Here is a 22,689-nt window from a genome sequence, read left to right on the forward strand (position 1 = left end):
ACGGTTAAATATCTTCGGGCAAAACGCGATCCCACCTCGGGTGCTTCATGACTCCTGCAAGACTGGGGACAGCCACTCTTCCAAGAAGCCGCCTGATATCAAGTAATCTCGTTTTTTTATCAGAACCTGTGGTCGTCGGCTTCCACGCTCTACCGTTAATACGCTGTTCCATGCGCTCGGTACGAGCCGGGCGAGGACTTCCTGCAGCGCACCATTGTCTTCAGGACCGGAGGTTTGTATCCATTGCCAGCGCAGCCTGTCTAGATAGCTGACGATGTTCGCGGCAAAAATCAACTGGTGGGAATGCTCCAGGCTGGAGATATCGAAAGCTTCACACAGCGCTTTCAGGCCTTCCTCTGCGTAAAGTGGCGAGCTCAGTTCTGTCAGCCTGAGCCGCCTCATCTGGTTTTTCTCACTGGTGTCGGTATAGGCCTTCTCTATCGCGCCCTGAAGACCGAAACACAACAAAATGTCTTGAACTGCACCAGCATCCATTGAGATGCAGATCACCTCAAACAACGCCAACGTTCGTGTCCTCACCGAACCTATATTTTTTTTCGACTCTTGACGAATAGCTTGACCGTAATCACACACTTGGACCGACGACTCACATTTTTTGGCAGCCTCTTGCACCAACTGATCAATACGACAAAGCAATGCCTCATTCTCCAGCTCTCCTTCACTCTCGTGAGCTTTCGTGGCAAAAAGGGCGACTTCGCGCCACAGGGAGAAGCGTTCGGAAACTATCTGAATAACAGGCACCGAACACCTGTGCCACAGGTACTCCAATAACTGCAAATGCTCCTGTGTTTGCTGGACCAATCGATTATGGATACTGCGGTCCCCTTCCCGCGCGGCGCTGGCGATGGCTTCGGAACAACACAGCATTGAAATAACAAACAGTCGTCTCGCCACATTATCGACAGCGTCATGGGATGCCTCGGTACCCAGCTTCAAGAGAGCGTTTACCAACCTGTCATCGGGAGTGCTCAGCCATTGCTCAAGAAAGGCTGTGTACTCACGTAACGTGATACTCGGCTCTTTGGTCAAAAGATCCGTTTCGTATTTGATTCGCTGCTTAAAATCATGCTGACGCAACATCTGTAGCGCCAGGACCTTGTTTTCCAATGACTGATAGCCTGGCGCTTTTTCGCCCAGTTCCTTATCAAAAGACAGCGTGACAGCGGCTTTAACAGCAGCAGCCCGTTGCTCGCGCGTTACGTTGTCAAACGTCATCTGAACCGCTATCTGCTCCCTGCCAAGCAACTGGCTGTTCACCACTTCAAAGGTCTTGGGTGCCTCATGCTTGAGGATCGTCTGCAGGACAATGGCCTTCCAGTTCAACTCCCCGGTGTCGTGACGTAGAGCGACAGTTTTCAACAGCGCCAGCTCGCGAACAATCACTTTGGCCAGCCTAGGGTTGCCAGGGAGCCAGCGGATGACATCCTCTATGGCTCCTTGTGGAATAAAATCGCAATGGATCTCAAAAAGGTTCCGTCCCATCGCCTCCTTCTCTCGCTCCGTCGGGTCGGGCAGGGTCAATTGCAAGTCAATGATCTTTTCCAGAAAACGCCGGGCGTCTTGTCCATAGATTCGCGAGTAGTCTCCAAGAGCCGCCGAGATGATGTCTAGATCAAAGGCCAGCACAAACGCAAATTTGGGCCAGTCGAGCAACTCTCGAAGCGCAAGCATGGTCTTGGGAATAATCGTCGGGTCAGCTCGATCCAGGTCATCGATGAATACCACTACCCGGTACCCATCAAGCTCATGTTGCAGACGGGCCAGATCCTTTTTATTGAAAGCGCTCCATGCCGTTACCTTGTCCAGGGTTTTGCGCATTGCTGCGATAGTGCCAACGGTTACCGGCTCCCCTGTTGAACCGAAGCAGGCGGCCACTGCCGCCCAGAGTGTCTTGATGACTCTCAGGACGCGCTGGAAGAGACGTTTGCCTAGACGAAAAAAAACCGGATAGGCTTTTTTCTGAGTGGGAAGTTGATCCAGCAAGGCGTTATAGAACTGGTTGATGACCCCGTCTTCACCCGCTGCGTTCCAGGCCGAAAAACGTACGATCACCACTTTCGTGCTGTCGAGTTCTGGCGAGATGTGCTGATTCTGCTCGTTGATTTGCGTCTCTATGAAATTGAGAACACTGGTTTTACCTGTCCCCCACTTTCCATAAAGGGCAATTCTGATTGACCAATCATCCGAGGTGTTTTCAATGGCTCTTAATACTGACTTTGAGAGGGACCAGCGGTTGAGCTCATCCTCTTCTCTACCTGACGCAGGCGCATCGAAGCCGCCAGTACTGGAGATGGGCGCGGTATATACATCATTGAGAACATCGAGATAGCCCAGAAACGGGTGGTGAAGGTAGCTGTAAATTTGACCCAGCATGAATGGCCCTTAGGCTTGCGTTGGTTCCCTTGGTAAGGGATGGCGATCGGCCACCCTACCCCGAGTGCAGTAACCAGGCAAGCCATCGTCAGCGTCAAGGATCCAATGTTCCACCACTCCAGTTCTCCGACAACCGACTGCCGGTAAACTTCGCCACCACCGAGCCCTGAGACACCAGGCGCTCCCGATGTCGGGTCACCAGGCGCCCGGTTTGTGCCGCATGCAGTACAACCTCAGAATCCGGGTCGCCGGGCCGCCGGATAATCCTGGCAAAACGCTCGCCCTCCTCGACCTCGTCACCCAAGGCTTTTTCAAACACCAACACACCCGCGCAAGGCGCCAGAATGGTCTCCATGCAGCCCATGTCCACAACCTGCCCGAGCCATTCTGAAATCACCGCAGGCTCGTCGATGACCCCGCTTACGCAGAGCCAGGCCCAGATACCGTCGGCGTCCTGTTGCGCCAACGGGTCGCTCACATCCGCCTGGCCGCGCAGTTCAATGGTTGCCGCCAATCTCGGGGCGGCATGGGCAATGATGGTTTCCTCAAAAGAACCATCGCCGCCCTTGTCCCAGACAATCACCAAGTCCACCTTCAAGGCTGCCGCCAATGCCAACCCGTCGGGCCAGAAGTTGTGGTGGATGTACAGGTACGGCAAGGCCTCGTCATCGGTGTGCAGGTCCAGCACCAGATCGGCATCGCCGGCCAGTTGCACTAGGCTCTTTTGCCAGTGTGCGAGGTTGCTGGCCGGTCGCTCCATCGCCAGGGAGTGATCGAAAGCGCGGTTGAAATTCTGCCCGGTAGCGTCGTGAAAACGCCCCAGCAATCGCCCCTGGCGAAACTGGCCGATGCCGAACGGGTTGGCCTGGGGCACGACCGTGATGCTGCCCTTGAGTCGCCCCTGCGCCTGACACGCCTGCAAGCGGGGCAGCAGTTGATGCAGCACCAGCATCCCGGCGATTTCGTCGGCGTGTACCCCGGCTTGCAGATGCACCTTCGGCCCACTGCCGTCGCCTTCAAAGCGCCAGGCGCCAATCTGCAACGTATTGCCCGAGTCGCCGGTCACTTGCCAGGAAATGTCTTTTGCCATGCCGCGCCCTCCTCTCATCGTTTACGGGTAGAGATTGAACACCCGTTCAACTAACCTGATTGTTCTGGTATTCCACCAAGGCCACCGCCGTGACTGTCGACCCTCCCAAACTGCGCCGTGCCGACCCCGACGAGCGCCGCGACCTGTTGATCGCTGCCACTCTCACCAGCCTGGCGCGGGATGGCCATGCCGGGATTTCCGTACGGCGCATCGCGGCGCAAGCCGGGGTTTCGGTCGGCTTGCTCAATCACCATTTCGGTAGCATCAATGCCTTGATCGCCGAGACCTATCACAAACTGGCCAGTGAGCTGACCGCCGCTTTGTGGCAGGAAGTCGAGCTGGCTCAAGGCCCTGCAGCACGGCTGGATGCGTTCTTGGTCGGTTCGTTTTCCTCACGGATCATGGACCCCAGGCTGCTCGGCGTGTGGGTGGTGTTCTGGAGCCTGATTCGCCACTCGCCTCAGGTGAATGAGTCTCATGAGAAAAGCTACCGTGCCTACCTCGAGCTGATCCGCCAACTGCTCGACGACCTGGCCGTCAGTGAAGGTCTGGTGATCCACGACACTCGCCTGGCGGCCATCGGCTTATCGGCGATGCTCGACGGACTCTGGCTCGAGGGGTGCCTCAACCCCGACACCTTCAGCCCCGCCAACGGGCTGCACATCTGTCGCTGCTGGGTACAGGGGTTGCGTCACGGAGCATTCGGCGCCGACCACGTCCTGTGACTCCGGATGCCGGGCGCTGAGCATGGCCAATGTGCCGCTGACGGCAATCAGCACGGCACCGATGATCAACGAGATGTCCATCGAGGTGCCCCAGATCAGGCTCGACAACAGGAACGCCCAAATCAACCCGGTGTATTCGAACGGCGCCAACAAGGTCGCGGTGGCACGGCGGAAGCTGGCGAACAGCAAGAACTGACCAATGCCGCCCACCAGCCCTGCCGCCAACATGCCCAACCAGGCTGGCGTGGGTGATGGCGTGTGGGTCCAGGGCAACGTCACCGCCATGCAGATCACAAACACCACATTGGTGATCAACATCTGCTCCAGCACCGAAGTGCCGGGATCGACCTGGCGCAGTTGGATATAGGTAAAAGCCCAGCACAAGGCCGCTGCCAATGTCAGCGCTATCGGGAGAGGATCGACCATGTTGCTGGGCCGGCAGGCAATCACCACCCCGACAAAGCCGATGACCAGAGAAATCCACTGCCCACGGCTGGCGCGCTCCTTGAGGATCAGCGCCGCCAACAGCGTGACCATGATCGGCGCGGAGAAATACAGGGTAGTCATCTCCGCCAGGGTCAGGTCCTTGGCGGCGGTGTAGTACAGCAGCCACGCCAGCAACGACAGCAGTCCACGCACGATCAGCAGTTGGCGGCTGCCGGATCGCCAGGCGCGGCGCAACAGGCCCAGACGCCCGGCGATCACGCAGGCGGCGACCACCACCAGGCTGCGCCAGAACAGAATGGTGAACACTGAATAGTCGGCCACCAGCCATTTGATCGCCGCGTCCTGCAATGCCAGGAAGGCATAGGCCAGGGAACACAGGGCAATCCCTTGCAGGGAGCGGTCGGTTTTGTTCATCCCACGGACCTGCGCAACGGCGTGCCCCGTCGTTCAGCAATGGCGTACACCGCCTCGATCAGGAAGGTCAGGCACAGGTAAACCCCAGCTACCAGCAACAGCGGCTGGTAGATCTGCAAGGTCTGTGCACGCACCACGTTGGCCGCGCCCAGCAGGTCGACCACCGCAATGGTCGATGCGAGGGCGGTGGATTTGAGCAGCATCACCGTCTCCCCCGCCAGGGTCGGCAACAACAGGCGCATGGCCCTTGGCAAACGCACCCGCAACAGCGCCTGGCGCGAGGTCATGCCGAAGGCCGAAGCGGCTTCCATTTCACCCTTGGGCACCGCCAGCAGGCCACCGCGAATCACTTCCCCCACATAAGCGCCTACCGACAACACCAGAGCAAAGACGATGTACCAATAACCGTCCCGCAGGAATGGCCAGAGGAAACTGCCGCGAATCAGCGGGAACTGGGCGAACAGACTTCCCAGGCCGTAGTAGAAAATGTAGATCTGGATCAGCAGCGGCGTACCCCGCAACGCGCTGGTGTAGACCATGGCGCAGCGGGCCAGCCATTTGCGCCGGGACAAACGGGCCAGCGCCACCAGCACCGCCAGGACAAAGCCCAGCACAGCGGACACCACCAGCAGCGACAAGGTGGTCTGCAAACCTTTGGCGATCAGCCCTGCGTAATACATTATCCAATCAGGCATGGGGTTCACTCGACTGCAGGCATCCAGCGGCGAATACGTCGCTCCAGGCGCCCGGACAGGTAGTTGGAGGCCAATGTCACCAGGTAATACAAGGCAGCGGCCGTGAGGTAGAACAGCAGGTAATGCCGGGTCGAACCTGCCGCCTGCTTGGCGGTGTACAACAGCTCATTGGTGCCGACCACGCTGATCAGCGCGCTGTCCTTGATCAGGTTGATCCACAGGTTGGACATGCCCGCCAAAGCGTAAGGCGCCATGATCGGCAATGTCACCCGCCGGAACAGGCCAAAACCGCTCAAGCCAAAGGCCCGTGCGGCTTCGATCTGGCCGTGTGGGATCGCCAGAATGGCTGCCCTGAAAATCTCCGAGGCGTACGCACCCTGCACCAGCCCCAGCACCAGAATCGCCACCAACGGCCCGCTGATATTGACCTGGGCAAAACCCAGCCACAGCATCAGCGCGTTCAGCCCCATGGAACCTGCGTAATACAGCAGCAGAATCAGCAGCAACTCGGGCACTGCCCGAAATACCGTGGTATAGCCGCGCATCACCCAGGCAACCGGGCGTGGCGCGCTGAGCTTGGCGCAGGCCACTACCAGGCCGATCAGCAGCCCGACCACAAAGGATCCGGCCGAGATCTGCAGGGTCATCCATAACCCTTTGAGCAGTGCGTTGCCCCATCCGTGTTCACTGAAGTTGAGTAGATCGAACATCGCCGGCATTTCAGGCTTCCTTACTGAGCGTAGGGGCTGTCGCAGACTTTGCTCACGTAGGGTGGTGTATCCGACCGTTTGCAGGGGCTGACGGACAGGCCGAAGTACTTCTCGGACAAGTCAGCGTAGTCCTTGCTCACCAGCAACTCGCCGATGGCCTTGTCCAGCCGGGCTTTAAGCTCGGTGTCTTCCTTACGCAGGCCGGCACCGACGCCGCGGCCGATAATCGGGTCGTACGGCACGCTGGCAATGTGGGCCAGGTCCTTGGCTTCCGGGGTTTTCACCATCATCGCGATCGCGGTGTCGTCAGCCATCATGTAGTCGATTCTCCCAGCGATCAGATCCGCGTTGGCCGATTCCTGGGTGTCGTAGTACTTGAGATCGGCGATGTTCTCGTAGTACTTCTTCAGGTAGTTGGCGCTGACGGTGGAGATCTGCACGCCGATCAACTTGCCCTTGAGGCCCGCCGGGGAGATTTCCACTTCGGAGCCCTTGGGCCCTGCCACACCCAGCAGCGAGTCGTAGTAGGCGCGGCTGAAGGCGATCTGCTTTTCACGCTCGTCGGTGACCGACATTGAGGAGAAAATCACGTCGATCTTCTTCGCCAGCAACGAAGGAATAATCCCGTCCCACGCCACTTCCTTGATCTGACAGTCGGCTTTCATGCCTTCACAGAGCTTGTGGATCAGGTCCACTTCAAAACCCGACCATTGCCCGTTGCCACCCTTCACGGTGAACGGAGGATAGGGTTCTGCCGCCACCGCAAACACGATGTGTTTCTCCGCTGCCAGCGCCGTACCTGCCGCCAGCATCAACACCGCACCGCTCAACCACTTTGCCAGTCGTTTGGAAGTCATGATCTTGCCCCGTCTTTTTATGGAGTTAGCGAGTTTGATGCGCGTTGACGAACTGTCGGCAACGCTCACTGCGTGGGTCAATAAACACCGAGTCCGGCGAGCCGGTTTCCTCGATCAAGCCTTGATGCAGAAAAGCGACTTTGCTGGAAACGTCCCGGGCGAACGCCATTTCATGGGTCACCAGGATCATGGTGCGACCCTCTTCGGCCAAGGAGCGAATCACCCGCAGCACTTCCCCTACCAGTTCCGGGTCGAGGGCCGAGGTGGGTTCGTCGAACAGCATGACTTTGGGGCGCATAGCCAAGGCGCGGGCGATGGCCACGCGCTGTTGCTGGCCGCCGGAGAGAAAGGCCGGGTATTCGTTACGCTTGGCCGCCAGGCCCACACGGTCGAGCAAAGCTTCGGCCCGCTCGATGGCCTCGGCGCGGCTTTCTCCCAGGACCTGGGTCGGTGCTTCGATCAGGTTTTCCAGCACGGTGCGATGGGGCCACAGGTTGAAGTTCTGGAACACCATGCCCAGGGTCGAGCGAATCCGCACCAGTTGCTTGGCGTCAGCCACCAGCGGTGCGCCGGGGCGGCCGTAGTTGAGTTTGATGCTTTCGCCGTCGACATGAATGCTGCCCTGGTCGGGGACTTCCAGCATATTGATACAACGCAGCAAGGTGCTTTTGCCCGAGCCACTGGCACCGATCAGCGAGATTACCTCGCCTTCGTGGGCCGTCAGGGAAATGCCCTTGAGCACTTCGATATTGCCAAAGCGTTTGTGCAGGTCGATGACTTCGATCATCTTGCGGGCTTCGACGGGTGGTGGCGTGATGATCTTGATAACCGGAGCTGCCCGTGGCTCCCCCGCCAGCTTGCCGACAAATTCGGTGATGCGCTGGCAAGCCTCGGCCAGACGGGCTTCACCCAAGGTGAATGACAGCCGCACAAAACCCTGGGCCGGCTCGCCGAATGCGGCCGCATCCAGCACCGACACGCCCGCTTCACGGAACAGCCGCCAGGCGAAGTCAAGGGAGCTGAGGCCGGTGTCGCGCACATCCACCAGCACGAACATCCCGGCTTGGGGAGCTTGCACACGGATGCCTGGGCAACCACTGAGCCCAGACACCACCAAATCACGGCGGCGTCGGTAAGTTTCACGCATGCCCTGGGTGACCTGCTCATGGGCCAGCACCGCAGCAAGAGCGGCTTCCATGATAAATCCCGGCAAACCATAGAGCATGCTCAGCACCAGAGTTTCGGCGTGAGCAACCATCGCCGGGGCAGCGATGATCCAGCCGATACGCCAGCCGGTCATGGCATGCGACTTGGACAGGCTGCCAATCACGATGCAACGCTCGGCCATGCCCGGCAACGCGGCCAGGCTGTGGTATTCGCCGTCGAATACCAGGCTTTCGTAGACCTCGTCTACCACCACCCACAGGTCATGGGCGATGGCCAGGTCGGCAATCGTCTGGAGCTCATCGCGGTTAAGGACTACGCCGGTGGGATTGTTCGGGTTGGAAAAGAAAATCGCCCGGGTACGCGGCGTAATCGCGGCGGCGAGCAACTGCGGGTCAAGGCGAAAGCCTGACTCTGCCGAGCACGGCACCCGCACCAACGTAGCGCCACTGGCCTTGAGCGTGGCTTCGTAGGTGACGTACATCGGGTCCAGGACCAGCACTTCATCACCCGCCTGCAGCAGGCACAGCGAGGTCACGAATAACGCGTTCTGCGCCCCGGCAACCGTGATGACGCTTTCAGCACTCAGCGTGCGTGCCAAGGAATGGCTGTAGCGCGCCGCGATGGCCTCGCGCAACGCCAGGCGGCCAGGGATTTCGGTGTAGTGGGTGTCGCCCTGGCGCAGGGCGTCGATGGCGGCATCGGTGATAAACGACGGGGTGGCGAAATCCGGATCACCGACACTGAGAATGATCACATCTTCGCCCTTGCTGCTGGCTTCGAACGCAGCGTGGTGAATGTCCCAGGCCGCAACGCCCTGTCCTGCAATTCGCTCAACGAAGGGTGAAAACCGCATGCCAGTGCCTCTCGTTCAATCAGAAAAAGCGCAAGCCCGACAGTCGCCAGTCGGGGGGTGCAGCCAACATAATTGAAACTGAACACTCGTTCAACGGTAAATTTCACTGGGTGTCGCTTACAGCTAAAACAGGTCGTTGTAGTGGGTCATGGCGTGCAAGCACCTCCTTTGAACTGGTGTAATCAGTTATTCCCCTCATCGTGCTCATCATCAGGATCGATTAATGGCACTTGCGCGTCGTCCATCAGCGAACCCGGGTCTTCGTTGCCTGGGTCGTTGATGTTCTCTTCCTCCTCACTCTCGGTTGTACTCATGGCTAGGCTCCTGGGTTGTCCACTTGAATATAGAAAGCATAGGCTTCCAACAGCATCCAGAACACCATGAACAACCACGGCGTGCGAACCGAAAACAACAGGGATTTACGGTAGCCCTTATGGGATGACTCCGTTTCGCAAAACAACGGCGACTCGTCATAGGCCAGGCCCATCAGCGGCTCACTGCGCAGCAACTCGCTTTGCTTGAAGTGCCAGTGATCGATGATGTCGTAAGCGGCTCGAATACCCGGCCATGCGTTGAGCGAGCTGAGTACCCCGAGCAACGCCAGGAATGCCGGCACTACCAGGGTGAACAACTTGCCCCACTCCGGGTTGAGATTACCCATGCAGGAAACAAAGGCGATGACCAGGAACGATTGCGCTGTCAGGTAGGCATCGGTGCGATTAGCCAGGATGGTGGTTTCGTACTGGATCTCCCTGCGGTAGAAGTCCAGGCGGTCCTTGGGTGAACCGAAAATCTTGGCGTTCTGCACGACAGGGTCGGTCAGGGCCGACTCCGGTGTTTGCGGAGAAATGATTCTGGGCACGGTCGGTGGTCCCTCCAGGTTCGAATGCCATTTAGAAGAATCCGTCTGACCCGAAGTTCAAATGCGTTGAACGCACCGAGTTGGCGCATCAGCAATGATTTTCACGCACCGACACTGGGCGCCTGTGGCCAAAAGCCCGCTGCCAGAGCGGTTTTAAGCGCCCAATAGGCGTTTAGGCACAGGCATTGCTTTACACCTTCAATACCCTGCTGCCACTCGCCACTTTAGGAGCAATCGTTACCCCTCGACCCAGAGCCGACCCCAAAAGAAAGTAAGGACCAGGCCCACTGGCACCATCAGCCACGGGGCTCATAAAAAAATGCGTTTTTTAAAGCGGCAGTGCCAACCCAGGAATCACCCCCGGCACTGACAAGGTACTGGAATGGCTCGATCTTTCTTTGATGAAATGCATGACGCACAAGGCGTTTGCCGTGCGCACTATCAAGAGTTCTCCCGCTGGCTGGCCAATACGCCGCCGGAACTGCTGGCCCAGCGCCGCCGTGAAGCCGATCTGCTGTTTCACCGCGCCGGGATCACCTTCACCCTGTACGGCGACGAGCAAGACACCGAGCGCCTGATCCCCTTCGACATCATTCCCCGCAGCATCCCCGCCAGTGAATGGAGCCTCATCGAACGTGGCTGCATCCAGCGGGTGAATGCGCTGAACATGTTCCTCGCCGACATCTACCACGACCAGCGCATCATCAAGGCCGGGATCATCCCCGCCGAACAAGTTCTGGCCAACGAGGGTTATCAGAAGGCGATGGTCGGCCTGGACCTGCACCGCGATATCTACTCGCACATCTCCGGCGTCGACCTGGTGCGCGACGGCGACGGCACCTACTACGTGCTCGAAGACAACCTGCGCACGCCCAGCGGTGTCAGCTACATGCTCGAAGACCGCAAAATGATGATGCGTCTGTTCCCGCAAGTGTTCGCCAAGCAGCGCATCGCACCGGTGGACCACTATCCCAATCTGCTGCTCAAGACCCTGAAAAGCTCCAGCCGCCTGGACAACCCCAACGTTGTGGTGCTGACGCCAGGACGGTTCAACAGCGCGTTCTTCGAACACGCGTTCCTGGCCCGGGAAATGGGCGTGGAACTGGTAGAAGGCGCCGACCTGTTCGTCCACGACCTCAAGGTGTTCATGCGGACCACCGACGGCCCGAAAGCCGTGGACGTGATTTACCGCCGCATCGACGACGCATTCCTCGACCCGCAGGCGTTCAATCCCGAGTCTATGCTCGGCGTGCCTGGCCTGGTAGCCGCCTACTGCGCCGGCAATGTGGTGCTGGCCAATGCCATCGGCACTGGCGTTGCGGACGACAAATCGATCTACCCCTATGTGCCGCAGATGATCCGTTTCTATCTGGATGAAGAGCCGATCCTGCAAAACGTGCCAACCTTCCAGTGCCGCAAGCCTGAAGAGTTGTCCCACGTCCTGGCCAACCTGCAGGACTTGGTGGTCAAGGAAACCCAGGGCTCCGGCGGCTACGGCATGCTGGTAGGCCCTGCCTCCACCGCCGCTGAAATCGAGGACTTCCGCCAGCGGATCAAGGCCCGTCCCCACGCCTACATCGCCCAACCGACCTTGAGCCTGTCCACCTGCCCGACCTTTGTCGAAAATGGCATCGCGCCCCGGCATATCGACCTGCGGCCCTTTGTGCTGTCAGGCAAGGAAACCCGCCTGGTGCCGGGTGGCTTGACCCGGGTCGCATTGCGCGAAGGTTCATTGATCGTCAACTCGTCGCAAGGCGGCGGAACCAAGGACACCTGGGTGGTGGAGGGCTGAACATGTTGAGTAGAACCGCCGCAGATCTGTATTGGATGTCCCGTTACCTGGAGCGTGCCGAGAACCTGGCGCGCATGCTGGAAGTCAGTTATTCGTTGTCGTTGATGCCCCAGGCCGGGCGCAGCGACGGGCTGGATGAACTGGCGATGTCGTTGCTCAGCAGCGGCACCCTGGAGAGTTACCTGGAGCGTCACCAGCAACTGGACGCCGAGCGCATGTTGCACTTCTTCGCCCTCGACGAAGAAAACCCGGCCAGTATCTACAACTGCCTGCGCGCTGCCCGCGGCAACGCCCACGCGGTGCGCGGGCGTATCACCGCTGATATGTGGGAAAACCTCAACGCCACCTGGCTGGAAATGCGCAGCATCGCCGCCGGCGGTTTGGCGCGCCATGGCATCAGCCACTTCTGTGAGTGGGTCAAGGAGCGCTCGCACCTGTTCCGAGGCGCAACGTCCGGGACCATCATGCGCAATGACGCTTATCGGTTCATTCGGCTGGGAACGTTTGTCGAGCGGGCCGACAACACCTTGCGCCTGCTGGATGCGCGGTATGAGATGTTTGGCGAGGAGTCTGAGGAAGTCAGCGATCTTTCCGCCCGAGGTTATTACCAGTGGAGCGCCCTGCTCCGTGCCTTGTCATCGTTCGAGGCCTATACCGAGCTGTACCCCAATGCGTTGAATGCGCGTTCGGTGTCGGAGTTGCTGTTGTTGCGCAGCGATGTGCCCCGTTCGTTGCATGCCTGCATCGAGGAGTTGAGTCATATTCTCGCGGATTTGCCGGGCAGTTATGGGCGAACGGCGCAACGCCTGGCGGCAGAGTTTGAGGCGCGGCTGCGGTATACGGGAATTGATGAGATTCTGGAGGATGGATTGCATAGCCGGCTGACGGAGTTTATCGACACCGTGCGGGAGTTGGCGCGGGCGATTCATAGTTCGTATCTGGAAGTCGTGTAGCCGCCAGCGTTGTAGCCGCTGCCGAGGCACGAGGCTGCGATGGGTTTGGTGCGGCATTCCGACGTAACGACCCCGAGGGCGGTCCTGCGGACACGCATCGCAGCCTCGTACCTCGTCAGCGGCTACAGCCTGGACTGTCTATTCAAGGCATATAACTGTCAATTCGGATCATTGATCCGGCTTGAGTGGTGCTCTTATCTTGGTCCGGTCATTAATAAGAACAGGAACAGACCATGTCCGACCTCAGCTTGAACCCCCGCGCCGCCCATACGCTGCAACGCTGGCATGCCATGCTGGCCGCCGCCGACCTCGGTGCCCTGCCCGAACTGCTGGCCCCCGACGCCGTGTTCCGCTCACACCCCCTACCCCGGCGCGCCGGTGGTGGCGATGATTCTCAACACCGTGTTCAAGGTCTTCGAAGACTTCAAATACCACCGCGAACTGGCCACCGGCGATGGCCTGAGCGTGGTGCTGGAGTTCAGCGCGCGGGTCGGCGACAAACAGCTCAAGGGCATTGACCTGATCCGCTTCAACGAACAAGGGCAGATCATCGAGTTTGAGGTGATGATCCGCCCCCTGAGCGGCTTGCAGGCGTTGGGCGAAGAAATGGGACGGCGCCTGGCGCCCTATCTGGCTAACGCCAGGGGATGAACCTTGCGGGCGCTCCTACTACTGGTTTTTTACCAGTACCGGCTCGGCTCGATAGTGTTCGGGGAACAGTTTTTTCAACTGAGCCACCTTGGGTAAGTCGTTGATTACGATGTACGGGTAGGAAGGGTTTTCCGTGAGGAAGTCCTGATGGTAGGACTCCGCCGGATAGAACGGTTTGTCCATCTCGATTCGGGTCACGATCGGTTTGCCAAACGCCTTGGTATCGTCCAGTTGGGCAATGTAAGCCTGGGCGACTTTCTGTTGTTCGGCATTCTGGGCAAAGATCGCAGAGCGATACTGGGTGCCGCTGTCCGGGCCCTGGCGATTGAGTTCAGTGGGGTTATGGGCCACCGAGAAGAAAATCTGCAACAACTTGCCGTAGCTGACGGTGGCCGGGTCGTAGGTCACTGAGACTGATTCTGCGTGCCCGGTGTTGCCCTCGCTGACGGTGTCGTATTGAGCGGTGGTGGCTGCGCCGCCGTCGTAGCCGGAGACGGCGTTTTTCACCCCTTGGACATGTTGAAACACCCCTTGTACGCCCCAGAAACAGCCGCCGGCGAACACAGCAGTTTGCAGACCGCTCAACGTTGCCGGGCTATCCAGGGCGGGTGGTGCGATGACGACCGCATCGTCGGCCGGGCCGAAGGAGAAAGCTGCACATTGGCCAACAAAGGCGGCGATGGCGAGCACCGGCAAGTAGTTGAAAATTTTCATGATATGTCCTCCCAATCAGCCGAAGGTGAAGGCATACGCCGACACCTGCGGGTCAAGAAATTCGATGGTGAACGTCCGGTCCTTGATCGCCCCCGTTTGGCGTACCAACTGGTACAGGCGCTGATCCGTCACCGTGCCGCTGCCATCGGGTGCCACATCCGTACCGTGAGCATCCCGCGGCGCTTGGCCGTCAACCGTGACCTTGAACCGTACGGGCTTACCATCCGCGCCCGGCCCCAGTACCAGGTGCAGGTCACGGGCATGAAAGCGATACACAATCCGTCCCTGGTCGGCGGCCAACGTGGCTTGCTGGCCACCGACGTTCCACTGGCCTTCCAGGGTCCAGTCATTGAGTGCCAGGTGGCCGGCCAACGGGTAATTCACCACCTTGTCAGTGGCCAACGTGCCGGTGGAAACAAAATGCTCGGCCCGCTGAAAGCCCAGGTAGGTTTCCGGCGACTGCACCTCGTTCATCTCCGCTGCCTGCTCGACACCCTTGGCATCGGCCTCGATCAAACCGCCGGCCACCTGGGTCGCACCGGCTTCACGCAGCAATTGCTGAATCACCCGCTCGGACTCGGCGTAATCACCCTCGCCAAAATGGTGATAGCGAATCTGGCCCTTAGCATCGGCAAAGTAGTGCGCCGGCCAGTACTGGTTGTTGAACGCGCGCCAGATCTTGTAGTTGTTATCGATCGCCACCGGGTAGGTGATGCCCAGGTCCTTCATGGCCTTGGTGACGTTGTTCACATCCCGCTCAAAGGCGAATTCCGGCGCGTGCACGCCAATCACCACCAACCCTTGATCATGGTACTTCTCGGCCCAGGCCTTCACGTAAGGCAAGGTGCGCAGGCAGTTGATGCAGGAGTAAGTCCAGAAATCCACCAGCACCACTTTGCCTTTCAACGCCTCAGCGGTCAGGGGTGGCGAGTTGAGCCACTGCACGGCACCGTCCAGAGGCGGCAGCGGGCCCTCCACCGGCAAGGTGTCGTTGTGGTGGGCGGCCATCATCATCGCCCCGCTCTTCTGCGCAGGCGGCGCGCTCAGTTGATTAACCAGGCTTTGCTCCAGGCCACCGGTGGAGGCGGTCGATAACCGCGCCAGGATCCCGGTGTCCAGGCCCAGGGCAATCGCCGCTACACCGGCCAGCATCAGCGCACCCAAGCCACGGCGTAGCCATTCCCCAGCGCCCAGCGAGCGCTTCATCAACCCGAAGACTTTACCGCCGACCAGCAGCGCCAGGGCCAGGGAGGTCGCGGCCCCGGCGGCGTAGGCCAGCAAGAGCAAGGTAGTGCCGATATTCGCGCCTTGCAGCGCGGCGCCCGTCAATACCAGACCCAGAATGGGCCCGGCGCACGGTGCCCACAGCAGCCCGGTGGCCACGCCGATCAGAAACGAAGCGCCGGGACGCGGCTTGGCGTCGGCCCCGGCGGCTTCCGACAGACGACTGCCGGCGGCCACCAGCGGCCGTGTCAGGCGTTCGGCAAGCCTTGGCAGCAGCAGCGTCAGCCCGAACAGTGCAACGAACAGCAACGCGAGCCAACGCCCGTACTGATTGACTTGCACCACCCAACCGCCGCCCACCGCCGCCAGCGAGGCGACCACGGCGAAGGTCAGGGCCATTCCCGCCAACAGCGGCAAGCCACTGCGCAAAAACGGCTGCCCGGTGCGAGCGAAGACAAAAGGCAGAACAGGCAGGATGCACGGGCTGACAATCGTCAGCACGCCGCCCAGGTAAGCGAGAACCAGAAGCCACATGGAATGGACCCTTATAGGAAAACATGGAGGCAGGCTGCGACCGGCAGTAACTGTTGAGGTGAATACATGAGCTTCTCCTACTTCTTGGTCGATGGATAACCTGTGGCGAGCGGGCAAGCCCGCTCGCCACACCATCAGTGATGGCTAATCCTAGGCGCTGGCGGGTCGCGGAATCCTCACGCAGAGTTAAACAATTCGTGATAACTACACGGTTGCAAAACCCGCACAATGCGCCGACTGCCAACTGAAAGGCTTCTTCAATGGACCAGCCCAAACGCGTTCTCGTGGTCGAGGACGACGCTCACATCGCCGACTTGATCTGCCTGCACCTACGGGACGAACAGTTCGAGGTCGTCCACAGCGCCGACGGCAACGAAGGCCTGCGCCTGCTGGAACAAGGCGGCTGGGACGCCCTGATCCTTGACCTGATGTTGCCCGGCGTTGACGGCCTGGAGATTTGCCGCCGCGCCCGGGCCATGACCCGCTACACACCGATCATCATCACCAGCGCCCGCTCCAGCGAACTGCATCGCATCCTCGGCCTGGAACTGGGAGCCGATGACTACCTGGCCAAACCGTTTTCCTTTCCCGAGCTGGTAGCGCGGGTCAAGGCCCTGCTGCGCCGTGTCGAAGCCATGGCCCGTAACCTGAAAATGGATGCCGGCAGCCTTGACCTCGGCCCGTTGTTTATCAACCCGCTGACCCGCGATGCCAGTCTTGACGGCCAGCACCTGGACCTCACGCCTCGGGAGTTTGACCTGCTGTATTTCTTCGCCCGCCAACCCGGCAAGGTGTTCTCACGCATGGACCTGCTCAATGCGGTGTGGGGCTACAGTCACGAGGGCTATGAACACACGGTCAATACCCACATCAACCGGCTGCGGGCCAAGGTCGAGACCGACCCGGCCAACCCGGCGCGAATTCTCACGGTGTGGGGACGCGGCTACAAATTTGCCGAGCAGCCGCCATGAGATTGACCCTCACCCAACGGCTATCCCTGGTGTTTGCCCTGTTGCTGCTGATCTGCAGCGGCACCTCGGCCTGGCTGCAAGTGCGCTCCAACCGCATGCATGAGCTTGAAGTGGTGCAAGGCCTGTCCCGCGACCTGGCCGCGCACATTGCCCGCGACACTCAACTGATGGACGCCGACGGCCTGAAACCGGACGCGGTACGCAACCTGTTCAGCCAACTGATGCTGGTCAATCCCAGTGTCGAGGTGTACCTGCTGGACATCGACGGAGGCATCGTCGGCAACGCCGCCCCCAACGGCCATCTGCGTCGACAACAGGTCAACCTGGAACCTATTCGGCGTTTCTTGAGCGGTGCCATGCTGCCGATCCAGGGCGATGATCCGCGTAGCGCCGATGGCCTCAAGGTCTTCAGCGCCGCACCGTTGCGCGCCGCCAACGGTCAGCAGACCGGTTTCCTGTATGTGGTACTGCTGGGCGAGGCCCACGACCTGTTCGATGCCCGAGACGCCACAAGCCTGGCGCTGAACATTGCCTTGTGGTCCATCACCCTGGTGGCGTTGTTGTGTTTGCTCGCCGGGTTGACCGCCTTTGCCTGGATCACCCGGCCGTTGCGCCAGTTGACCGAAAAAGTCGGTGAATTCGATATCAACGGCGTACCGAAAACCGCAACCGCCGTGATGCCCGCCGTGTCCAGCCAGGACGAAATCGCCGTGCTGGACCAGGCCTTCATCCAGATGGAAAACCGCCTGGGGGAACAATGGCGCGCCCTCACCCACCAGGACCAGGAACGCCGGGAAATGGTCGCCAATATCTCCCACGACCTGCGCACGCCGTTAGCGTCGTTGCATGGCTACCTGGAAACCCTATCCCTCAAGGATGCCAGCCTGAGTCCTGAGGAGCGTCGACGCTATTTGGGCATTGCGCTGGACCAGAGCCGCAAGGTCGGTGGCTTGGCCCAGTCACTGCTGGAACTGGTGCGGCTGGAACATGGTTTTGTGCAGCCGGTGATTGAGGGGTTTTCGCTGCCTGATCTGGTGCAGGACATTTTCCAGAAGTTCGAATTGACTGCCCAGGCACGCGGCATTTCCCTTGTCGCCAGCCTGCCTCCGGTGGTGCCTACCGTGTTTGCGGACTTGGGACTGATTGAGCGAGTACTGACCAATTTGCTGGATAACGCATTGCGGCATACGCCGGCCAATGGCGATATCGAGGTTATCCTGGCGCCCAAGGGGGAGCGGGTTGAAGTGACCGTCAGCGACAGCGGGCCGGGGATTGCGGCCGAGTTGCGTGAAGGTTTGTTCCTGCGGGCGTTCACCATTGGTGGCGCCCGGCGCGATGGTGGGCTGGGATTGCGCATTGTGCATCGCATTCTGCAATTGCACGGGCAGGCTATCAGCCTGGTCGACGTGCCAGGGCGCGGTGCAACGTTTACTTTTGGCCTGAGAACCAACCCTTTCAAGGCCGTTGAAAAATCAATCGCATCAGGCCAGGAATGAAGATCTAACGGGCTGTGGGAGCTATCGAGCTTTAGCGAGGCTGCGATAGCGGTGGGTCAGGCACCCTCAATGCTGGCTGTGCGGACGTCATCGCAGCCTCGCTAAAGCTCGACAACTCCTACATTGATGGCGTGCCAATCGCCCACCAACGTGGCAACAGTTGTTTGACCCGTGACTCGTCGAAGCGATCATCGATCAACATTACCACCCCTCGGTCCTGTTGGCTGCGGATCACCCTGCCCGCCGCTTGCACGACTTTCTGAATGCCGGGGTAGAGATAGGTGTAGTCATAACCGGCACCAAAAATGGCACCCATGCGCAGCTTCATCTGCTCGTTGACCGGGTTCAGTTGTGGCAAGCCCAAGGTGGCAATAAAGGCCCCGATCAAGCGCGTGCCTGGCAAGTCGATACCTTCGCCAAACGCCCCGCCCAACACGGCAAAACCGACGCCTTGGCTGTACTGGGTGAACTGATCGAGAAAGCCCTGGCGCTCGGATTCACTCATACCACGGGACTGTTGCCACAGCGGTATCTGCGGATACCGCTCGGCCAGTAATTGAGCCACCTGTTGCAGGTAATCGAAGCTACTGAAGAACGCCAGGTAATTGCCGGGCTGGCGCGCAAACTGTTCGGCGATCAGCTCGACGATCGGGGCCAGGGATGCCTGGCGATGCACAAACCGGGTGGAGACCTGGTGGATGACGCGCACCTGCAATTGTTCAGCCTTGAACGGCGACTCAACGTCGATCCAGGCGGTATCTGGTGGTAATCCAAGCAGGTCGGCGTAGTAGTGCCGCGGGCTCAAGGTCGCGGAAAACAGCACGCTGCTGCGGGCGGCAGTCAGTCGAGGGCGGATGAATTCGGCGGGTACCACGTTCCGCAAACACAACTGCGATGAACTGCGCTTGCCGCTGAACTCGCGTTTGCTGATATCGAAGATGAAGTGTTCGTTGAACAGCTCCGCTACTTTGGAGAATTGCAAAGCTTCGAAGTAGAAGGTTTGCAATTCACCACCGAGGCTTTCGGGATGCTCGTTGAAATAGTCGCCCATGGCGCTGGTACACAAGGCCAGGGCCTGCAATAACTTGTCCGGTTTGTCAGGGTAGGCCTGGTAAGGCGCAATCTGCTCCTTGTGCACGGCGTTCCATTCGCGGTTCAAACGTTGCAAGGGTTTCTTCAACGCCTCGGGGGCAATATCGCGCACGGTCTTGAGTGCGTACTGGTCGAGACCGGCGCTGTACATCGAGCGGCCACGTTCCACCAGGTTATGGGCTTCGTCCACCAACACCGCGACTCGCCATTGGTTTAGCTGCGCCAAACCGAACAGCATGGCGCCAAAATCGAAGTAGTAGTTGTAGTCGGCGACCACCATGTCGGCCCAGCGCGCCATTTCCTGGCTCAGGTAATAAGGACATACCTGATGCGCCAGGGCCACTTCCCGCAGGTTGCGTTGGTCGAGCAAGCGCACGTTGGCGGCGGCTTCACGGGCGGCGGGAAGGCGATCATAAAAGCCCTTGGCCAGCGGGCAGGAATCGCCGTGGCAGGCCTTGTCCAGGTGTTCGCAAGCCTTGTCCCTGGCCACCAGTTCAAGGACCCGCAGGGGAAGATCCGGGCAACTGTCATACAAGACCTTCGATGCATCCAGCGCCAGCTTGCGCCCCGGGGTTTTGGCGGTGAGGAAAAACACCTTGTCCAGTTGCTGGGGCGCCAGGGCCTTGAGCATCGGGAAGAGCGTGCCGACGGTCTTGCCGATGCCGGTGGGCGCCTGGGCCATCAGGCAACGCCCGGTACTGACCGCCTTGTATACCGATTCGGCAAGGGAACGTTGGCCGCAGCGAAATTCGGCGTGGGGGAAAGCCAGGGCTTGAGCCGCGGCATTGCGCGCTGCTCGTTGACGCATCTCCTGTTCGGCCCAGCCAAGAAACAGCGCACACTGTTGGTTGAAGAACTGCTCCAGTTCGCCGGCCTGAAAGCTGTGAGCCAACAAGGTTTCCTGTTCGCCGACGATATCGAAATACACCAACGCCAGGACAATCTCGCCAAGGCCCAGCTTCTGGCACATCAACCAGCCATAGACCTTGACCTGGGCCCAATGCAATTGCCGGTGATTGTCCGGCTGGGCGTCGAGGTCGCCACGGTAGGTCTTCACCTCTTCAAGTTGGTTACGGTCCGGGTCATAGCCGTCTGCCCTGCCCCTGACTTTCAGCTGCTGATATTCACCTTCCAGTGCTACTTCGTTCTGGTAATGCGCGTTGCGGCGCGAGGCCACGGTGCGGTGGCCGACGATACCTTCCTGGGCGCTGGGTGATGGGGTAAAACGCAGGTCAAGGTCGCCGACCTTGGCCGTGAATTCACACAGCGCCCGCACGGCCACGGTGTAGCTCAAGCTCCCTGCTCCGCCCAGCGCACGTAGCAGACCGTCACCGGCATCTGGTGCTCGCCGCAGAATTCCAGCCAGCGCAGTTGGTTGTCCTGCAAGCGATCACCCGGGCCTTTAACTTCGATCATGCGGTAGGTCTTTTGCTCGGGCCAGAACTGGATCAGGTCCGGCATGCCGGCGCGGTTGGCGCGAATGTCCAGCAGCAGGCGCTCGAACCAATGACGCAGATGCTCGGCGGGCAGGCAGTCGAGGGCCTGGTCGAGGAGTTCGTCGGTCAGCACGCTCCAGAACACAAACGGTGACTGGATCCCCCATTTCTCGGCATAACGCTGGCGGATGGTGGTTTTATAGCGCTCATCCCGCAGTTCACCCAGGCAGGCGCTGAACAGTTCGATGCGCCGCTGATGGAAATCCTCGCTGTGCAGATCCACCGGGCCGCGCTGGAACGGGTGGAAGAACGACCCCGGCAACGGCGCGAAAATCGCCGGCCAGCACAACAGACCAAACAGTGAATTGATCAGGCTGTTCTCGACGTAATGCACCGGCGCGTCGTGTTCACTCAAGTGCGCCTGGACACTGTATTCCACCGATATCAGGGGCTCCGGGAACGGCAGTTCAAGGTCCAGCCGCTGGATTTCCCTTGCCTTGGGTTTGGGCTGTGCCGGCTCACCCAGTTTGCGCCGCAGCCTTGGCAAGACCCGCAACAGGTGTTGCTGTTCAGCGGCGCTTTCCGGTGTCTGCTGAGCGGCACACGCCAGCGCCAGTGCCTGGGGAAAGTCTTCCTGACGCTCCAGCACCCGAATCAACCGCGCCCGTGCCCCGGGGTAGTCGCACCCTCGGTAAATCCCTTCGGCCAAGGTCAGTTCGGCCATGCGCTCGCAATGCTGACCTGCCTGGAACAGCAGCTTGCTTCGGCGCTTTTCCAGCCAGGGGTTATCGGTGTCCAGGGTCGCGATCTGTTCCAGCACGGTGCTCAGCGCCTCCCCTGCCTCAAAGGCCTGTTGGCATTGATGCAGGAACAGGACCCCTTGAATGTCGTCACGACTACGCAACCCACGGGATTCGGCGCAGAACTCGACTTTTTCGTAGGTGTAGATCCCCAGATCGGCCAATACAAACTCCGACCAGTCCTGGTACAGATTGCCGAAAAACATCAGCCGCAGGCGGTCGCACAGGTCCATGACCGCGAGGCTGTAGAGCGAGTCTTCAACCTCTGGACACCACTGCTGGAAGCTGCGGCTTTCAGCGAACTGCGCCGTCAACTCGGGCAACCAATCGGTCTTCTTGCCCTTGGGTTGATCGATCCAGGGTTTAAACGCCGTCAGGACTTCGCCCTTCTGCAACAGCGCGAACAGCTCTTCAAACGACAACAAACCGTGCTCATCCACCCAACCCAGTTCCAGCAACGGCACGACCGCGTCTTGCGTTGGACCGATCTCGTCATAATTGAGTTTGCTCAAGCGGAAATGTACCCCCTTGCGCATCACCATACGCACCAGCAGTGCCTGAGAGGCTTGCGGCAACCTGTCAAATTGCTGAATGAAATGCTTTTCATCAGGGCCCAGCAAATCGGCATAACGTTGCCCCAGCCAGTCGAGCACTTGCCGGAAGTTATGCAGGTAGTAGAAGGGGTTTTCCAGGAGATCGGGCATTAAGGACACTTGGGTAAATACTGGTTATGCATACAGATTGCCGCCTCCAGTCGGCTGTTGCAATCGGTAATAGATCAGTGGCGCACGCAACTTTTTGCATAAAAGTGA

At 59.6% G+C, this 22,689-nt stretch carries 17 protein-coding genes and 2 pseudogenes; 6 read left to right on the top strand and 13 right to left on the bottom strand.

All coding sequences use genetic code 11. The features are described from left to right. Positions 1-45 precede the first annotated feature (45 nt). Positions 46-2,394 (bottom strand): KAP family P-loop NTPase fold protein, encoded by a 2,349-nt coding sequence (locus J7E41_RS12545; protein WP_214993315.1) that lies wholly within the window; start codon positions 2,392-2,394, stop codon positions 46-48. 94 nt (positions 2,395-2,488) lie between these two features. Beyond that, positions 2,489-3,484, bottom strand: a complete 996-nt coding sequence (locus J7E41_RS12550) for a succinylglutamate desuccinylase/aspartoacylase domain-containing protein (RefSeq protein ID WP_214993316.1) — start codon at positions 3,482-3,484, stop codon at positions 2,489-2,491. 89 nt (positions 3,485-3,573) lie between these two features. Between J7E41_RS12550 and J7E41_RS12555 the strand changes: the two are divergent. Further along, a pseudogene (locus J7E41_RS12555) lies at positions 3,574-4,113 on the top strand (TetR/AcrR family transcriptional regulator); the annotation flags it as partial. Here the strand turns inward: J7E41_RS12555 and J7E41_RS28075 are convergent. From J7E41_RS28075 to J7E41_RS12580, 7 genes are all read right to left on the bottom strand, one after another. Next, positions 4,069-5,070, bottom strand: a complete 1,002-nt coding sequence (locus tag J7E41_RS28075; RefSeq protein ID WP_251029474.1) for a DMT family transporter — start codon at positions 5,068-5,070, stop codon at positions 4,069-4,071. The pseudogene J7E41_RS12555 and the gene J7E41_RS28075 overlap by 45 nt on opposite strands. Continuing rightward, positions 5,067-5,765 (bottom strand): ABC transporter permease, encoded by a 699-nt coding sequence (locus J7E41_RS12560; RefSeq protein ID WP_214993318.1) that lies wholly within the window; start codon positions 5,763-5,765, stop codon positions 5,067-5,069. Before J7E41_RS12560 ends, J7E41_RS28075 begins: the two co-directional genes overlap by 4 nt. 5 nt (positions 5,766-5,770) lie before the next feature. Then, entirely contained in the window at positions 5,771-6,484 is a 714-nt protein-coding gene (locus J7E41_RS12565; RefSeq protein WP_214993320.1) for an ABC transporter permease, read from the bottom strand. Between the two features lie 11 nt (positions 6,485-6,495). After that, a complete protein-coding gene (locus J7E41_RS12570; RefSeq protein ID WP_214993322.1) occupies positions 6,496-7,332 on the bottom strand; it encodes a transporter substrate-binding domain-containing protein in 837 nt (278 codons plus the stop codon). A gap of 25 nt (positions 7,333-7,357) precedes the next feature. Next, positions 7,358-9,352, bottom strand: a complete 1,995-nt coding sequence (locus J7E41_RS28325) for an aminotransferase class I/II-fold pyridoxal phosphate-dependent enzyme (protein ID WP_214993323.1) — start codon at positions 9,350-9,352, stop codon at positions 7,358-7,360. Between the two features lie 182 nt (positions 9,353-9,534). After that, positions 9,535-9,666 carry a hypothetical protein gene (locus J7E41_RS28330; RefSeq protein WP_285229498.1) on the bottom strand — a complete coding sequence of 44 codons (132 nt, stop codon included), beginning with the start codon at positions 9,664-9,666 and terminating at the stop codon, positions 9,535-9,537. Positions 9,667-9,668: 2 nt separating this feature from the next. Continuing rightward, positions 9,669-10,214: a hypothetical protein gene (locus tag J7E41_RS12580; RefSeq protein WP_214993324.1), complete on the bottom strand. Its 546-nt coding sequence runs from the start codon at positions 10,212-10,214 to the stop codon at positions 9,669-9,671. Positions 10,215-10,596: 382 nt separating this feature from the next. Here J7E41_RS12580 and J7E41_RS12585 point away from each other — a divergent pair, with 382 nt between their 5' ends. The 3 genes and pseudogenes from J7E41_RS12585 to J7E41_RS12595 all read left to right on the top strand — a co-directional run bounded on the left by J7E41_RS12585 (position 10,597) and on the right by J7E41_RS12595 (position 13,610). After that, positions 10,597-12,006 carry a circularly permuted type 2 ATP-grasp protein gene (locus J7E41_RS12585; RefSeq protein WP_214993325.1) on the top strand — a complete coding sequence of 470 codons (1,410 nt, stop codon included), beginning with the start codon at positions 10,597-10,599 and terminating at the stop codon, positions 12,004-12,006. A gap of 2 nt (positions 12,007-12,008) precedes the next feature. Next, the gene (locus J7E41_RS12590) at positions 12,009-12,959 is read left to right on the top strand and encodes an alpha-E domain-containing protein (protein ID WP_214993326.1); all 951 of its coding nucleotides are present in this window, start codon (positions 12,009-12,011) and stop codon (positions 12,957-12,959) included. Positions 12,960-13,192: 233 nt separating this feature from the next. Continuing rightward, a pseudogene (locus J7E41_RS12595) lies at positions 13,193-13,610 on the top strand (nuclear transport factor 2 family protein). 18 nt (positions 13,611-13,628) lie between these two features. Here the strand turns inward: J7E41_RS12595 and msrA are convergent. Together msrA and J7E41_RS12605 are read right to left on the bottom strand one after the other, a co-directional pair. Continuing rightward, positions 13,629-14,324, bottom strand: a complete 696-nt coding sequence (msrA, locus tag J7E41_RS12600; protein WP_214993329.1) for a peptide-methionine (S)-S-oxide reductase MsrA — start codon at positions 14,322-14,324, stop codon at positions 13,629-13,631. A 15-nt stretch (positions 14,325-14,339) separates the two neighbouring features. After that, positions 14,340-16,082, bottom strand: a complete 1,743-nt coding sequence (locus J7E41_RS12605) for a cytochrome c biogenesis protein DipZ (RefSeq protein ID WP_214993331.1) — start codon at positions 16,080-16,082, stop codon at positions 14,340-14,342. 260 nt (positions 16,083-16,342) lie between these two features. On the opposite strand from J7E41_RS12605, the gene J7E41_RS12610 reads away from it, so the two are divergent. Continuing rightward, positions 16,343-17,053, top strand: coding sequence for a response regulator transcription factor (locus J7E41_RS12610; RefSeq protein WP_214993333.1), 711 nt, complete (start codon positions 16,343-16,345; stop codon positions 17,051-17,053). Continuing rightward, complete coding sequence (locus J7E41_RS12615) at positions 17,050-18,549, top strand: sensor histidine kinase (RefSeq protein ID WP_214993335.1); 1,500 nt, start codon at positions 17,050-17,052, stop codon at positions 18,547-18,549. Before J7E41_RS12610 ends, J7E41_RS12615 begins: the two co-directional genes overlap by 4 nt. A 118-nt stretch (positions 18,550-18,667) precedes the next feature. On the opposite strand, the gene J7E41_RS12620 is transcribed toward J7E41_RS12615, so the two are convergent. Together J7E41_RS12620 and J7E41_RS12625 are read right to left on the bottom strand one after the other, a co-directional pair. Beyond that, positions 18,668-20,935, bottom strand: a complete 2,268-nt coding sequence (locus tag J7E41_RS12620) for an ATP-dependent DNA helicase (protein ID WP_214993337.1) — start codon at positions 20,933-20,935, stop codon at positions 18,668-18,670. Next, positions 20,932-22,581: a VRR-NUC domain-containing protein gene (locus J7E41_RS12625; RefSeq protein WP_214993340.1), complete on the bottom strand. Its 1,650-nt coding sequence runs from the start codon at positions 22,579-22,581 to the stop codon at positions 20,932-20,934. The genes J7E41_RS12620 and J7E41_RS12625 overlap by 4 nt, the downstream gene beginning before the upstream one ends. Positions 22,582-22,689: the final 108 nt, after the last annotated feature.

The organism is Pseudomonas fluorescens (genome assembly GCF_018614655.1).
Lineage (GTDB): Bacteria > Pseudomonadota > Gammaproteobacteria > Pseudomonadales > Pseudomonadaceae > Aquipseudomonas > Aquipseudomonas fluorescens_BX.